Below are 12,059 nucleotides of genomic sequence, written 5' to 3' on the forward strand. Positions count from 1 at the left end.
GAACGAGCCTTTTTTATCGCGCTTTCGAAGCCGTTATTGACGCCGCCCCAACGCGAACAACGTCCCCGCAACGAGAATGAACGCGCCGATAATCACCTTCTGCCAGGTGCTCGGCACGCCGATGAGAATCAGCACGCTATTGATGAGCGTCACGAGCACCACGCCCAGCAATGTGCCGACCACCGTGCCCGTGCCGCCGGTAATGCGCGCGCCGCCGAGAATCACGGCCGCGATCACGTCGAGTTCCGTGCCGACGAGATCGAACGGATTCGCGAGACGGTTCGTCGATACATGGAGAATTCCCGCGACGCCCGCGAGCAGGCCGGTATAACCGAACACGAACAGATGAACCGCGCGCAGGTTGTAGCCGAGACGTTCGGCGATCGCGAGCGAGCCGCCCATCGCATACACGCCGCGGCCCATCATCGTGCGGTTCAGGAGCCACCACGTGACCACCGCCGCGATCACGAGCGCAAGCACGGATACCGGCAACACGGCGCGCAAGCCATCGGGCGTGTGATAGAAAAACAGCGGCAAGCGCCCGAACGTATCCATGCTGTGCGGGATGTTCATGAAGAACTGCGTGCCGACGAAGGTCAGCAGCAAGCCGCGATACAGATACTGCGTGCCGATCGTGACGATCAGCGAAGGCGCCTTCAGCCGATGCACGAGCATGCCGTTGATCACGCCGAGCATCACGCCGCCGATCGCGCCCGCAAGCAGGATCAGCGCGAACGGGCATTCCGGCCACCACGCGAACACGGCCTTGGTGATCGAATACATCGTCAATGCGGCGATGGCCGTAAACGAGACGTCGATGCCGCCCGACGCCAGCACGACGAGCGTGCCGAGCGCGAAAAGCGATACCGTCGTCGCGGAATGCAGCAGATCGAACAGCGTGGCGAACTGGAAGAAGCGCGGGTTGAGGCTGCCCACGACCAGACACGTCACCACGATCAGCCCGACCGTGAACCACTCGGGATTGCGCATCAGCCGCGCGTACAGATTGCCCTTGCGCACACGCGGCGCGACGTCGGCCACGCGCTGCGGCATCGTCTCGCTTCCCGTGCGGCGGATGGATTCGCTCATGCTCATGCTGCCTCTGAAAGTAGCGCGTGATAAAGGTCGGCCTCGTTCAGCGTGTCGGCGCGATATTCGTTCGCGACGCGGCCCTTCTTCATCATCAGAATGCGGTCGCAGTTCTGCAGTAGCTCGGGCAGGTCATCGCTGATCAGGATGATGCCGATGCCTTCCTTCGAAAGCCGCTGCATGATGCGGTAAATGATGTCCTTCGAACCCACGTCCACGCCGACCGTCGGGCCATGCAGAATCAGCACGCGCGGATCGATTGCCAGCCAGCGGCCGATCAGCACGCGCTGCTGGTTGCCGCCCGAAAGCGATTGCACCGGCTTGTCGACATCGGGCGTCGCGATCTGCAAGTCTTCCACAGTGCGTTCTGCAAGAGCCTGCGCGCGTTTGCGGTCGATCTGGCCGAAGCGGTCGCGCAGCCCCGCGATCATCGCGGTGACGACGTTGTCGCGAATCGGCTTGTCGAGAAACAGGCCTTCGTTCAGGCGGTCTTCCGGCACATAGCCGATGCGCTGCGCCTTCGCGTCGCCAGGCGTTTGCAGCCGCACGCGCATGCCGTCGAGCGTGACCGTGCCCGTGTCGGCGGGCGCGACGCCCGCCAGTGCACGCGCGAGTTCGTTGCGGCCCGAATCGAGCAGACCGGTCACGCCGAGAATCTCGCCTTTGTGCAGCCTGAACGAGACATCGGCGAATTGCCCTTTGCGGCCGAGGCCATGCACGTCGAGCACGACTTGCGACGCGCCCTCTTCGCCTTGCGCGCGATAGCGTTCCGTCGAGAGGTGCTTGCCCGTCATCAGTTCGCTGATCTGCGCCTTCGTGTAGTTTTCGATCGGGCCTTGCGCCATCTTCTGCCCGTCACGCAGAACGATCACTTCGCCGCCAATCGCATAGCACTCGTCGAGCTTGTGACTCACGAACAGCACCGCGACGCCCTCCGCGCGCAAGCGTGCAAGCACGGCGATGAGGTTATCGACTTCCTTCTGCGTGAGCGATGTGGTCGGCTCGTCCATGATGACGAACTTCGCTTCGCTCGCGATGACGCGCGCGATCGCCACCAGTTGACGCGTCGCGAGCGGCAGTTGCTCGACGAGCGTCTTCTGAAAATCCGCATCGCCCGGCAGGCCCACGGCTTCCAGCGCGCGGGCCGCGGTCGCCGCGAGCGCGCGGCGGTCGAAGGTGCGCGCGAGCTTGCCCGCATGCTCGGCGAGTTCGGCGGTCAGCGCCACGTTTTCCGCGACGCTCATGTTCGGCAACAGCGACAGGTCCTGATAAACCGTCTCGATGCCCGCCGAGAGCGATTCGAGCGGCGAGAGCTTGCTGTGCCGCGCGCCCTCGATCACGAGTTCGCCTTCGTCGGGCGGTTGCGCGCCTGAAATGATCTTGATGAGCGTGCTCTTGCCGCAGCCGTTCTCGCCGAGCAAGTGATAGATCTGCCCGCGCTCGAACGCGAGACTCACGCCACGCAGCGCATAGACGCCGGTAAAGCGCTTGTGGATGTTGACGACTTCGAGAAGCGGTGTCGTGGTGGTCATGTCTGTCCAAGGCACGCGGCGCACTTCCTGAAAAGCGCGCCGCGCGCTTCACATCAGAAGTTGTATTGCTTGTAGTTCGTCTTGTCGACGTCGACCCAGCCGGTGCCGCGCACGATCACGCCCTTGCCCGGACCCTTCGTGACCGTCACCTTGTTATAGCCGGTGATGCCGAGGTCCGCGCCGTTCTGCACTTCCTTGCCCTCGACGAGCATCTGCGCGACCTTGTTCATCGCGAGACCCGCGAGCTTCGGGTCCCAGAACGCGATGCCGTTGACCGCGCCGCTTTCGAGGAACTTGCCGGCTTCCGTCGGCAGACCCGTGCCGTACACGCAGATCTTGCCGACCTTGCCCGCTTCTTCCACGGCGCGGCCGATGCCGATCACATCGAGCGACGACGAGCCCTGGAAGCCCGTCAGGTCCGGATGCTTGCGCAGCACTTCCTTGGCGACCTGATAGGCGCGCTCGCCGTCGTTATTGGTTTCGAGCTTCGGCTCGACGAGGTCCATCTTCGGGTACTTCGCCTTCGCATTGCCGATGCCGCCATCCGCCCATTGAACCTGCGAGCGCGAGCCGAGCGAGCCCACCAGCACCGCCCACTTGCCCTGATTGTTCATGCACTTCGCGAGCCGCTCGTTCAGGCCCGCGCCGTACGCGGTGTTGTCGAAGGCTTCGATGTCCACCATCGTGTTCTTCGCGTTGTCCGCTTCGTGCGTGACCACCTTGATGCCGCGATCCATCGCCTTCTTGAGCGCGGGTTCGAGCGTCGGCGGATCGTAGGGCACGACGGCGATCGCCGTAACCTTCTTCGCGATCAGGTCTTCGATGATCTTCAGTTGCTGCGCGGCGTCGGCGCGGCCCGGTCCCGTCTGATACGCATTGACGTTCGGGTTCTCCTTGCCGAATTCCTTCACGCCCTCGTCCATGCGATTGAACCAGTTGATGCCAGTCACCTTCACGACCGTCACGATGGTTTCGTTGGTGGCGGCCTGCGCGGCCGCGATCGCGCCCGCTGCGAGTGCGACCGCGGTGAGCGCGGTGCCGAGTTTGCTGAGCTTCATTGCGTTGTCTCCTTTATGTTTCGTCTGGTCTCTTTGAACAATCACACGCGAATTTCAACGTCCGGTCGATGCGGGCGGCGGCGGCACATTGCTTTTGGGCGCTGCCCCGCCCATGCCGAAGATCGCGCGCACGCGTTCGCCGCCCGCGAAGGCGAGCGAGGCGAGCAGCAGGAAACCCCACGCGCAATCGCCGAAAAACTGCGATACGCCGAGCAGATTGAACAGGCTCGACAGGAACTGCAACACCGTTGCGGCGAGAAACACGCAGACGATGCGTCCATAGCCGCCCGCGGGATTCACGCCGCCCATCACCGCGATCAGAATGGCGATCAGCAGATACGAATTGCCGTAGTCCCACTTCGCGCTCGACGTGTGCGTCGCGCTGATGAGACCCGCGAGCGACGCGAGCACGCCGCACATGCCGTAGGTGAGAATCAGCATGCGCGCGCGCGGAATGCCCGCATAGAACGCGGCCTTCGGATTCGTGCCCATGAGATAGAGACGCAGGCCGAACGGCGTGCGCTTCAGTATCCAGCCGAGCAGCAGCACGGCGGCGACGAAGATCCACAGCGAGATGGGCACTTGCAGGAAGGTGCCGTTGCCGATGTTCGAGAGCGGGTCCACATACTCGACGCGCACCGACGCGCCGTTGCTCAGCACGACGGCGATGCCGGTGAAGAGCAGTTGCGTGCCGAGCGTGCAGAGAATCGGCGTGAGCCTCAGCTTCGCGATCACGACGCCGTTGAGCAGGCCGCCGATCGCGCCCATCGCCACGACGATGCACACGAACACGCCCGTGTAGAGCGCGGGCGAATCGTCGGCGGAAACCATGTGCGGCAGCAGCATCGCCGCGACCATGCCGGAGAGGTTCGCGAGCCCGACGCCCGACAGATCGATCCCGCCATTGCCCGACACCATCGACAGCATGATGCCGAGCGCGAGCAGGCCGAGCTCGGGCAACTGGCCGCCCATCGACTGAAGGTTGTCGATGTCGAGGAACTGGCCGTGCGACATCCACGTCGCGACGATCACGACGAGCACGTTCACGCCGATCAGAAAGTTGAACTGGCGGTCAGCGAGCCATTTCGACGCCTTCATTGCGTGACGCTCCGTTGTTCGAGCACCGCGTTGATCTCGTGAAGACGCGGCATCGAAGGCGCGGTGCCCGGCCGCGTGACCGAAAGGCTCGCGAGCGCGCAGCCGAAGCGCACCGCATCGATCGGGCTTTCGCCGCGTGCGAGCGCGGCCGCGAAGCCGCCGGTGAAGCCATCGCCCGCGCCGGCCGTTTCCACGACGCGGCCGCAGTCGAACGCGGGCACGAGCGTCGATTCGTTCGCCGTGTGCAGCAGCGCGCCCGCCTCGCCCAGCGTGACGATGACCGCGCGCACGCCCTTGTCGAGCAGCACGTTCGCGGCGCGGCGCGCGTCATCGACCGACTTGATCTCGATGCCGGTGAGCGCCTGCGCTTCCGTTTCGTTCGGCGTGATGTAGTCGCACAGCGGATAGATCTCGTCGGTGAGCGGCATGGCGGGCGCGGGATTGAATACCGTCGTCACGCCATGCCTGCGCGCGAGTTCGAGCCCGCGCCGCGCGGCCGGAATCGGCTGCTCCAGTTGCGTGACGAAGACGCCCGCGCGCGCGATGTCCTCTTCGATCGCATCGACGTCTTCGGGCACGAGCGCGCCTGCCGCCCCCGCCGCGACGATGATCGCGTTGCCGCCCGTGTTTTCATCGACGTAGATATGCGCGGCGCCCGTGGCGACATCGTCCATCACGGTCGCGCGCGAGGTGATGCCTTCGGCCGCCCATGTCGCCTGCGCGATGTCGCCGAATGCGTCGGCGCCGATGCGCGTGCAGAAGATCACGTCCGCGCCCGCGCGCGCGGCGGCCACGGCCTGATTCGAGCCCTTGCCGCCCGGTCCCATCTTGAACGCGGAGCCCGGCACCGTTTCGCCGAGCAGCGGCATGCGCGCCGCGCGAAACGCGAGGTCCGTCACGTAGATGCCGAGAATGACGACGCTTTTCATCGCGCGCCTCCTTCCGGCGCGTCCGGTGCGAGCTGCACGCCCTTCTTGAAGATGAAGCAGCCGTAGCCGCGCGCTTCGCCCGTGGCGATCACGCAATACGCCTTCTTCGCGCGCTCATAGAATGCGAAGCGCTCGACCGGCGCGAACGGCAAGGCGCGGCCTTCCGCGTCGTCCACTTCGCGTTGCGCCTCGCGCTGCACGGCGGGCAAGGTCGTTGCATCGCCGACGATCTCCATGCGGCCGGCGGGGTCGTCGACGAACGTATCGAGCGGCAGCACCGAAAGCACCGCGCGCACCGCACGCGGCGCGCTCGCACCGTCGATGCGCAGCACGTTGCCCAGCACCGTTTGCCGCGCGACCGAGTCGGCGGGGAAATGAGCGTCGCAAATCACCACTTCGTCGCCATGTCCCATCGCGGCGAGCGCGTACAGGATATCGGCGTTCAAGAGCGGATCGATGTTCTTCAGCACAGCGTCTCCTCCATGCACGAGCGTGTCTCCTGTCGAGATCTCCGCTCAAAAACGATTCTTTGATCAGTCTCCGTACGGCACCCAGATGTTCTTCACCTGCACCGCCTGGCGAAGGAACGGCAGGCCTTCGCTCGCGGCATCGTGCCAGTCGAACACGCGGCCCTGATCGACGAACGTGCGCTTCAGGTTGCCGACCGATTCGCGCTCGGTCATCGCCGACAGCGACGCGCCGTGGAAGCACCAGAGCGCATCGACGTCGTCGTGTTGCGCGAGCGTCTGCGCAAGCGAGCGCGCATCGCCGGTGACGATGTTCAGCGCACCGCCCGGCACGTCCGACGTCTCGGCGACCTGATAAAAATCCGTCGCCATCAGCGGACACGTCTCGCTCGGCACCACGACCACGCGATTGCCGAGCGCGAGCGCGGGCGCCACGAGCGACACGAAACCGAGCAGCGGCGCTTCATCCGGACAGACGATGCCGATCACGCCGAGCGGCTCGTGCATCGCGAGCGCAACGCCATGCAGCGGCGGCGCATGCACGGCGCCATCGTACTTGTCGGCCCATGCGGCATACGTGAAGAAGCGCGCGATCGATGCCTCCACTTCGCGCTTCGCGTCGCGCTCGGTCGAACCGGCGCGCGTCACGAGTTGCTTCGCGAATTCGTCGGCGCGTGCGCTCAGATTCTCCGCGAGGTAGTACAGTACTTGCGCGCGGTTGTGCGCGCTCGCCGACGACCACTTCGTCATGCCGCGCGCGGCCGCCACCGCATTGCGAATGTCCTTGCGATTGCCCTCGCCCACTTCGCCGACGATCTCGCCGGCGGGAGACAGCACGAGCCGCGAATAGCCGCTGTCGGGCCGCGCCTGCTTGCCGCCGATGAAGAGCTTCGCCGTGCGGTCGAGCGCGCTGACGTTGCCGGCATCGACGAGCGAATCGGGCTGCGCCTGCAGCGGCTTCGTCTCGCCGCGAACCGGGAGCTTGACCCATGCGCGCGGCTTCAGGTATTCGTAGATGCCCTCGCGTCCGCCTTCGCGCCCGAAGCCCGATTCACGATAACCGCCGAAGCCGACGGCCGCATCGAAGAGATTGGTCGCGTTGATCCACACGACGCCGCATTGCAGGCGCGGCGCAACGTCGAGCGCGCGGCTGATGTTCTCGCTCCACACGCTCGCGGCGAGGCCGTACCGCGTGTTGTTGGCGAGCGCGACGGCTTCTTCCGGCGTGCGGAAACTCATCGTCACGAGCACGGGGCCGAAGACCTCTTCCTGCGCGAGCGTCGATGCGGGCGCGACGTTCGTGACGAGCGTCGGCGGGAAGAACGCGCCGCCATTGGGCAACGCGGTGCGCGGCGACTGATAGATCTCGCAGCCTTCGCTTTCGCCTCGATCGACCAGCGCGCGGATGCGTTCGAGCTGCACGTCGTCCACGACCGCGCTCATGTCGATGCCCTTGTCGAGCGAAGTGCCGACGCGCAGCGTATCCATGCGGCGCTTGAGCTTCTCGACGAAGCGCGCCTCGATGCCTTCCTGCACCAGCAGCCGCGAGCCCGCGCAGCACACTTGACCCTGATTGAACCAGATCGCATCGACGACGCCTTCCACGGCGCTGTCGAGATCGGCGTCGTCGAACACGATGAAGGGCGACTTGCCGCCGAGTTCCAGCGTGAGGGATTTGCCCGAGCCGGCGGTCGTCGCGCGAATCTGGCGGCCCACTTCGGTCGAGCCGGTGAACGCGATCTTCGCGACGCCCTTATGCTCCACGAGCGCGGCACCCGTGCGGCCGTCGCCGGTCACGACGTTGAGCACGCCTTTCGGCAGGCCCGCGCGATGTGCCAGTTCGGCGAACAGAAGCGCGGTCAGCGACGTGAATTCAGCGGGCTTCAGCACGACCGTGTTGCCGAGCGCGAGCGCGGGCGCGATCTTCCACGCGAGCATCAGCAGCGGAAAATTCCACGGCACGATCTGGCCGATCACGCCAAGCGGCGCCCAGTCCGCGAATTCCTTGTCCTGCAACTGCGCCCAGCCCGCGTGATGCAGAAAATGCCTTGCCACGAGGGGGATATCGATATCGCGCGACTCGCGGATCGGCTTGCCGTTGTCCAGCGATTCCAGCACGGCGAAGAGACGCGCATGCCGCTGCACCATGCGCGAGAGCGCATACAGATGCCGCGCGCGCCCCGCGCCGCCGAGCGCCTGCCAGCCTTCGAGCGCATCGTGCGCGGCTTGCACGGCGGCATCGACATCGGCGTTCTCGCCCTGTGCGATCGAGGCGAGCACGCGGCCGGTCGCGGGTTCGCGCGAGTCGAAGCGTTGGGCGGCGTCGCTGTCGCGCCAAGCGCCGTTGATGAAGTGACCGAAGCGCCCGTCGTGCTGACCGAGCCATGCGCGCGCGGCGCGATCGTCTTCCGGTGCGGGTCCGTATTCCATCGAAGAGAAGTATTCGGCAACGCTCATGAGGCTTTGAATGTGGGAGTCGGATGAATCAGGCGACGGGATGGCGATTGAACGACGAATAGCGTCCGCTCACGTGATGTTCGAGCTGGCGTTCGATATCCGCGAGCAGGCTCGATGCGCCGATGCGGAAAAGATCCTGTTCGAGCCATTCGCGCCCGAGCTCTTCCTTCATGAGGATCTGATACTCGAGCACCGACTTCGCGGTGGACACGCCGCCCGCGGGCTTGAAGCCGATCGCGACGCCGGTGCGCGCAAGGTATTCGCGGATCATGCGCACCATGACGAGCGACACGTCGAGCGTCGCGTTCACGCTTTCCTTGCCCGTCGATGTCTTGATGAAATCCGCGCCGGCCATCATGCAGATCATCGACGCCTTGGCGACGTTCGAGAGCGTGCGGATGTCGCCGGTCGCGAGAATCGCCTTGACGTGCGCATCGCCGCATGCCGCGCGGAAATCGCGCATCTCGTCGTAGAGCGCCTGCCAGTTGCCCATGAGCACATGCTCGCGCGTCACGACGATATCGATCTCGGAGGCGCCATCGCGCACCGACGCCTCGATTTCGCGCAACTTCAGATCATGTGGATTGAGGCCGGCCGGAAAGCCCGTCGATACGGCCGCGACCGGAATGCCGCTGCCTTCGAGCGCGTTCACGGCCGTCTTCACATAGCGGTGATAGACGCACACCGCGCCCGTTCTGATCGATGCGGGCGCCATGCCGAGCGCGTCGAGCAGATCGTCGCGCAACGGACGGCGGGCCTTCGCGCAGAGACGTTCGACGCGGCCGTGCGTATCGTCGCCGCTGAGCGTCGTCAGGTCGATGCAGGTGATCGCCTTGAGCAGCCACGCCGCCTGAGCGTCTTTCTTGACCGCGCGGCGCGTGCCGAGCGTCGAGGTGCGGCGCGAAACAGCGGACTGGTTCACGCGCAGGCCGTCGAGCCACGAGAGATCGAACGGCACGCCGGGATTACGGGCGCTGTGAACCTGAGCCTTCCCGGGCCACGCGACGATGGACTTCGATGCAGTTTCCAGCATGAGATCGGTTACCGGCGTCTTGTGCAACGCACGACAATTGTTGATAGGTTGATCTCATTTTAGAGCGCTTTTGTTAGAATCGTAACATAGGGAAAGTGCTAGGTTCGTTCGCTACAATGCCCTTGCTCTTCAACCAACGGCATCGAACGCGAGACATGCTGACTTCCTTCTTTCGAAGCGGCGACGCCATGCGCAGCCGGCGCGTCAGCGAGATCGTTCTATCGGACACGCTCGATATTCCCGCGCCCTCGCAACGCCTGCTGGCGGACTGGCAGAGAGAAACGTCGTCGCGCCTCATGCTCGAACCGGGCGATGTGGACGTGATGCCGCTCGCGCGAACGCAGTTTCGCTGGCCGGACTACAAACAGTGCGTGCAGGCCGTGTCCGACTGGACGAAGGCGCTCGGGCTGCCCGCCGTGCTCGCCGCCAGCAACGTCGCGCTCATGGCATGCCGTGGCGCGCGATACCACCACGACGGCGCGCAATATGGCGGCGCGGCCTTTTGCAATCTCTTCCTGAGCGAAGACAAGGGGCTCGACCTGCACTTTCCTTCGATCGGCCGCCGCATTCCCCTCACGCGGGGAACGGCCGTGATCTTCGACACGGGCCGGCCTCACGGCGTCATTCAGCGCGGCAGCGACGGCTTCCATGCGGCCGACTTCCCGCCGGACCGGGATGGCATCCAGATCTTCCTGACCTGGGAGCTGCCCATCGAAGACGTCCATGTCGCGCAAGCGCTCGGCGTGGCCTTCGACACGGACCGTTTAACGTCGCTGCAACTGAATGAAGAGCAGATCCGGCTGAATGGCGCGCCGGTCGATGTATGCCCGGAAACCGGCCGCTGGCGCACGTGACAGGGCAAAGGACGATTAACGCCTTCGCGGGCCGCTTCCCCTACAATACGGCGACCCATTCCTCGTGAGCCAAGCGCGGTGGACCGATTAGAAGCCATGGAAATGCTGGTGACCGCGGTGGACGGGGGCAGCCTGTCGGCAGCGGCTCGCGAGCTGAAAACGCCTGTCAGCACGCTGACCCGCCGTGTCGCCGATCTCGAAGCGTTGCTCGGAACGCGGCTGCTCATACGCACCACCCGCAAGCTCACGCTGACCGACGCAGGCATGTCGTACGTCGCGGCGGCGCGGCGCATTCTCGAACTCGTGCGCGAGCAGGAACACGAAGCCACCGGCGAATTCGCATCCGCACGCGGCGAACTGGTCGTCACCGCGCCCGTGCAGTTCGGGCGTCTGCATGTCTTGCCCGTCATCAACCGGTTCCTCGCGCAGTATCCGGACATTACCGTTCGGCTTCTGCTCTCCGACCGCAACATCGATCTCATCGATGCGCACGCCGATCTCGCCGTGCGCATCGGCGAACTGCCGGACAGCAATATGATCGCCACGCGCATCGGCGCGTTGCGCCCGGTCGTATGCGCGAGCCCGGCCTTTTTCGCCAAAAGCGCGCATCCGCTTGAGCCCGACGATCTCCTGAAGCATCCGTGCGTCGTGTTCAATAGCCCGTATCTGTCGCCCTGGCGCTTCCGGCTGCCGTCGACGCAAAAGCTCTACGTGCTGGACGTGAAGCCCCGGCTCGAAGTCACCTCGCCCGACGCAGCCGTGAGCGCCGCCGTGGACGACGCGGGCATCACCTACGTGTTCGAGCACGACGCCGACGAAGCGCTGCGCAGCGGACAGCTCGAAGTACTGCTGCCGCAGTTCGAGATCGAGCCCGTACCCGTGCATCTCGTTCATGTGTCGCGCAGCCTGATGGCGATCAAGCTGCGCCATTTCATCGACTTCGCCGCGCCGAAACTCAGGGAATCCTTGTCCCGCTTCGGCAAGCCACAGCGCCCCTAATCCTCAGGCGTAGCAGTTCGCGATGCCTTGCCCGCTTCGCCGAGCACGCGATCATTGCGGTTGTCGATGACCTCGTGCGTTTTGCCGGTCGCGCCGGGACCGGCCGCGAAGCGCACGTCCCGATAGCCCAGCGCCTGCCCGCCCGGTCCGCGCACTTCCAGCGCCGCGACGGGGCTGCCGCTCGCATGCTCGACGAGTTCGATAGGCGGCTTGCCGTTCGGCCTCAGCCACTTGTCGCCCCACTGCATCAGCGCGACGAGCACCGGATACAAGTCCGCCCCTTTCGAGGTTAGCCGGTATCCGAACGTATTCGCGCGTTCCGCAACCGGCACGCGTTCGAGGATCTGAAGCTCGGTCAACCGTTCGAGCCGCGCCGCCAGCACATTCCGGGCGATGCCGAGCCCGCTCTGGAACTCGTCGAAGCGCCGGCTGCCCTGCGTGCACTCGCGCACGATCAGCAGCGTCCACCACTCGCCCACCTCGTCAAGCGCGCGGGCGATCGAGCAATCCATCTCGTCGAAGCGTTTTCTGTACATGATGGAC

At 65.1% G+C, this 12,059-nt stretch carries 11 protein-coding genes; 2 read left to right on the plus strand and 9 right to left on the minus strand.

The genetic code is table 11. The features are described 5' to 3' along the window. Positions 1-33 precede the first annotated feature (33 nt). The 8 genes from AWB70_RS22390 to deoC form a co-directional block, all read right to left on the minus strand. Positions 34-1,095, minus strand: a complete 1,062-nt coding sequence (locus tag AWB70_RS22390) for an ABC transporter permease (RefSeq protein ID WP_045458608.1) — start codon at positions 1,093-1,095, stop codon at positions 34-36. Then, positions 1,092-2,621 carry a sugar ABC transporter ATP-binding protein gene (locus AWB70_RS22395; protein WP_053570948.1) on the minus strand — a complete coding sequence of 510 codons (1,530 nt, stop codon included), beginning with the start codon at positions 2,619-2,621 and terminating at the stop codon, positions 1,092-1,094. Before AWB70_RS22395 ends, AWB70_RS22390 begins: the two co-directional genes overlap by 4 nt. A 53-nt stretch (positions 2,622-2,674) precedes the next feature. Then, a complete protein-coding gene (locus tag AWB70_RS22400) occupies positions 2,675-3,679 on the minus strand; it encodes a substrate-binding domain-containing protein (RefSeq protein ID WP_014194006.1) in 1,005 nt (334 codons plus the stop codon). Between the two features lie 54 nt (positions 3,680-3,733). Beyond that, entirely contained in the window at positions 3,734-4,777 is a 1,044-nt protein-coding gene (locus AWB70_RS22405; RefSeq protein WP_053570947.1) for an ABC transporter permease, read from the minus strand. After that, positions 4,774-5,706, minus strand: coding sequence for a ribokinase (rbsK, locus tag AWB70_RS22410; protein WP_053570946.1), 933 nt, complete (start codon positions 5,704-5,706; stop codon positions 4,774-4,776). The genes AWB70_RS22405 and rbsK overlap by 4 nt, the downstream gene beginning before the upstream one ends. After that, positions 5,703-6,176, minus strand: a complete 474-nt coding sequence (locus tag AWB70_RS22415; protein WP_053570945.1) for an RbsD/FucU family protein — start codon at positions 6,174-6,176, stop codon at positions 5,703-5,705. Before AWB70_RS22415 ends, rbsK begins: the two co-directional genes overlap by 4 nt. Before the next feature lie 63 nt (positions 6,177-6,239). Then, positions 6,240-8,630 carry an aldehyde dehydrogenase family protein gene (locus AWB70_RS22420; protein ID WP_053570944.1) on the minus strand — a complete coding sequence of 797 codons (2,391 nt, stop codon included), beginning with the start codon at positions 8,628-8,630 and terminating at the stop codon, positions 6,240-6,242. A gap of 28 nt (positions 8,631-8,658) precedes the next feature. Continuing rightward, positions 8,659-9,663, minus strand: a complete 1,005-nt coding sequence (deoC, locus tag AWB70_RS22425) for a deoxyribose-phosphate aldolase (protein ID WP_053571059.1) — start codon at positions 9,661-9,663, stop codon at positions 8,659-8,661. A 155-nt stretch (positions 9,664-9,818) separates the two neighbouring features. Here deoC and AWB70_RS22430 point away from each other — a divergent pair, with 155 nt between their 5' ends. Both AWB70_RS22430 and AWB70_RS22435 read left to right on the plus strand, forming a co-directional pair. Beyond that, positions 9,819-10,517: a hypothetical protein gene (locus AWB70_RS22430; RefSeq protein ID WP_053570943.1), complete on the plus strand. Its 699-nt coding sequence runs from the start codon at positions 9,819-9,821 to the stop codon at positions 10,515-10,517. Between the two features lie 96 nt (positions 10,518-10,613). Beyond that, positions 10,614-11,516 carry a LysR family transcriptional regulator gene (locus AWB70_RS22435; RefSeq protein ID WP_255725112.1) on the plus strand — a complete coding sequence of 301 codons (903 nt, stop codon included), beginning with the start codon at positions 10,614-10,616 and terminating at the stop codon, positions 11,514-11,516. Here AWB70_RS22435 and AWB70_RS22440 read toward each other — a convergent pair. Continuing rightward, positions 11,513-12,052: a winged helix-turn-helix transcriptional regulator gene (locus AWB70_RS22440; protein ID WP_053570941.1), complete on the minus strand. Its 540-nt coding sequence runs from the start codon at positions 12,050-12,052 to the stop codon at positions 11,513-11,515. The genes AWB70_RS22435 and AWB70_RS22440 overlap by 4 nt on opposite strands. Positions 12,053-12,059: the final 7 nt, after the last annotated feature.

The sequence above is a fragment of the Caballeronia cordobensis genome (assembly GCF_001544575.2).
GTDB lineage: Bacteria > Pseudomonadota > Gammaproteobacteria > Burkholderiales > Burkholderiaceae > Caballeronia > Caballeronia cordobensis.

Bases quoted from the DNA above. Each gene is read 5' to 3' on its own strand.
- AWB70_RS22390 (WP_045458608.1), bottom strand. From the start codon at position 1,095: ATGAGCATGAGCGAATCCATCCGCCGCACGGGAAGCGAGACGATGCCG.
- AWB70_RS22395 (WP_053570948.1), bottom strand. From the start codon at position 2,621: ATGACCACCACGACACCGCTTCTCGAAGTCGTCAACATCCACAAGCGC.
- AWB70_RS22400 (WP_014194006.1), bottom strand. From the start codon at position 3,679: ATGAAGCTCAGCAAACTCGGCACCGCGCTCACCGCGGTCGCACTCGCA.
- AWB70_RS22405 (WP_053570947.1), bottom strand. From the start codon at position 4,777: ATGAAGGCGTCGAAATGGCTCGCTGACCGCCAGTTCAACTTTCTGATC.
- rbsK (WP_053570946.1), bottom strand. From the start codon at position 5,706: ATGAAAAGCGTCGTCATTCTCGGCATCTACGTGACGGACCTCGCGTTT.
- AWB70_RS22420 (WP_053570944.1), bottom strand. From the start codon at position 8,630: ATGAGCGTTGCCGAATACTTCTCTTCGATGGAATACGGACCCGCACCG.
- deoC (WP_053571059.1), bottom strand. From the start codon at position 9,663: ATGCTGGAAACTGCATCGAAGTCCATCGTCGCGTGGCCCGGGAAGGCT.
- AWB70_RS22430 (WP_053570943.1), top strand. From the start codon at position 9,819: ATGCTGACTTCCTTCTTTCGAAGCGGCGACGCCATGCGCAGCCGGCGC.
- AWB70_RS22435 (WP_255725112.1), top strand. From the start codon at position 10,614: ATGGAAATGCTGGTGACCGCGGTGGACGGGGGCAGCCTGTCGGCAGCG.
- AWB70_RS22440 (WP_053570941.1), bottom strand. From the start codon at position 12,052: ATGTACAGAAAACGCTTCGACGAGATGGATTGCTCGATCGCCCGCGCG.